The 771-nt window shown below is 41.9% G+C and carries 1 protein-coding gene; it reads right to left on the bottom strand.

All coding sequences use genetic code 11. The features are described 5' to 3' along the window. Window positions 1-7: 7 nt before the first annotated feature. Window positions 8-769, bottom strand: coding sequence for an IS5 family transposase (locus LGZ99_RS24555; protein ID WP_262979863.1), 762 nt, complete (start codon window positions 767-769; stop codon window positions 8-10). Window positions 770-771: the final 2 nt, after the last annotated feature.

Genomic DNA, 771 nt, shown 5'->3' with positions numbered 1-771 from the left:
TCATCATTTATTCAGCCCACATTGGCAACCAGACTATAATAAATGCCAGTGCCAACATGCTGGCGTAATTCCGTTCAAGTTTGTCGTATCTTGTTGCTATCGCACGAAAATGTTTGATTCTGGCAAAGGCATTTTCCACCAAATGTCGGTAACGATATAAACATTTGTCAATTTTTTGACCTGATTTTCGGCTATTTTTGCGATAAGGGATCACCGGAACTGACTTTTGCTCTTCGATAACACTTCTCAAACCCTGACTGTCATATCCCTTATCAGCAATGACAAAATCAGATAAAGGTGACTGAGATACAAGACTTTCCGCATGAACAATATCATTGACCTGACCACCAGACAGTTCGAAATGGACAGGTAAACCGTAACTGTCTACAGCCAAATGGATTTTGGTTGAACGTCCTCCACGACTTTGACCAATCGCTTCATCCGCTTCAGAAGTCGCTCCGGCACTATGCTGATGGGCTCGAACAATACTCCCGTCAATGAACAACCACTCTGAATCAGAATATCTAGATAGCCAATTGAACATTAAATACAAAACACCCTTTTTTGACCAAGCGTTAAAACGTTGAAAGACGCTATTCCATTTTCCGAATTCGGAAGGCAGGTCGCGCCACGGAATGCCTGTTCTCATACGATAAAGAATGCCTTCCAGCGCCTGACGATGTTTTGTTTTGTGGTAAATAAATCCAGTATGGTGCATGAATGCAGATAGCTTATTCCATTGTGTATCTGTTAACATAGTTCGCAGCATGA

Source organism: Photorhabdus temperata (genome assembly GCF_025384845.1).
Classification (GTDB): Bacteria; Pseudomonadota; Gammaproteobacteria; order Enterobacterales; family Enterobacteriaceae; genus Photorhabdus; species Photorhabdus temperata.
Note: the sequence above shows the minus strand (reverse complement) of the source record. Positions and strands in the feature narration are given on the sequence as shown.

What these genes read in the sequence shown, in the direction of transcription:
- LGZ99_RS24555 (WP_262979863.1), bottom strand. Translation starts at nt 769, where the DNA reads ATGCTGCGAACTATGTTAACAGATACACAATGGAATAAGCTATCTGCA.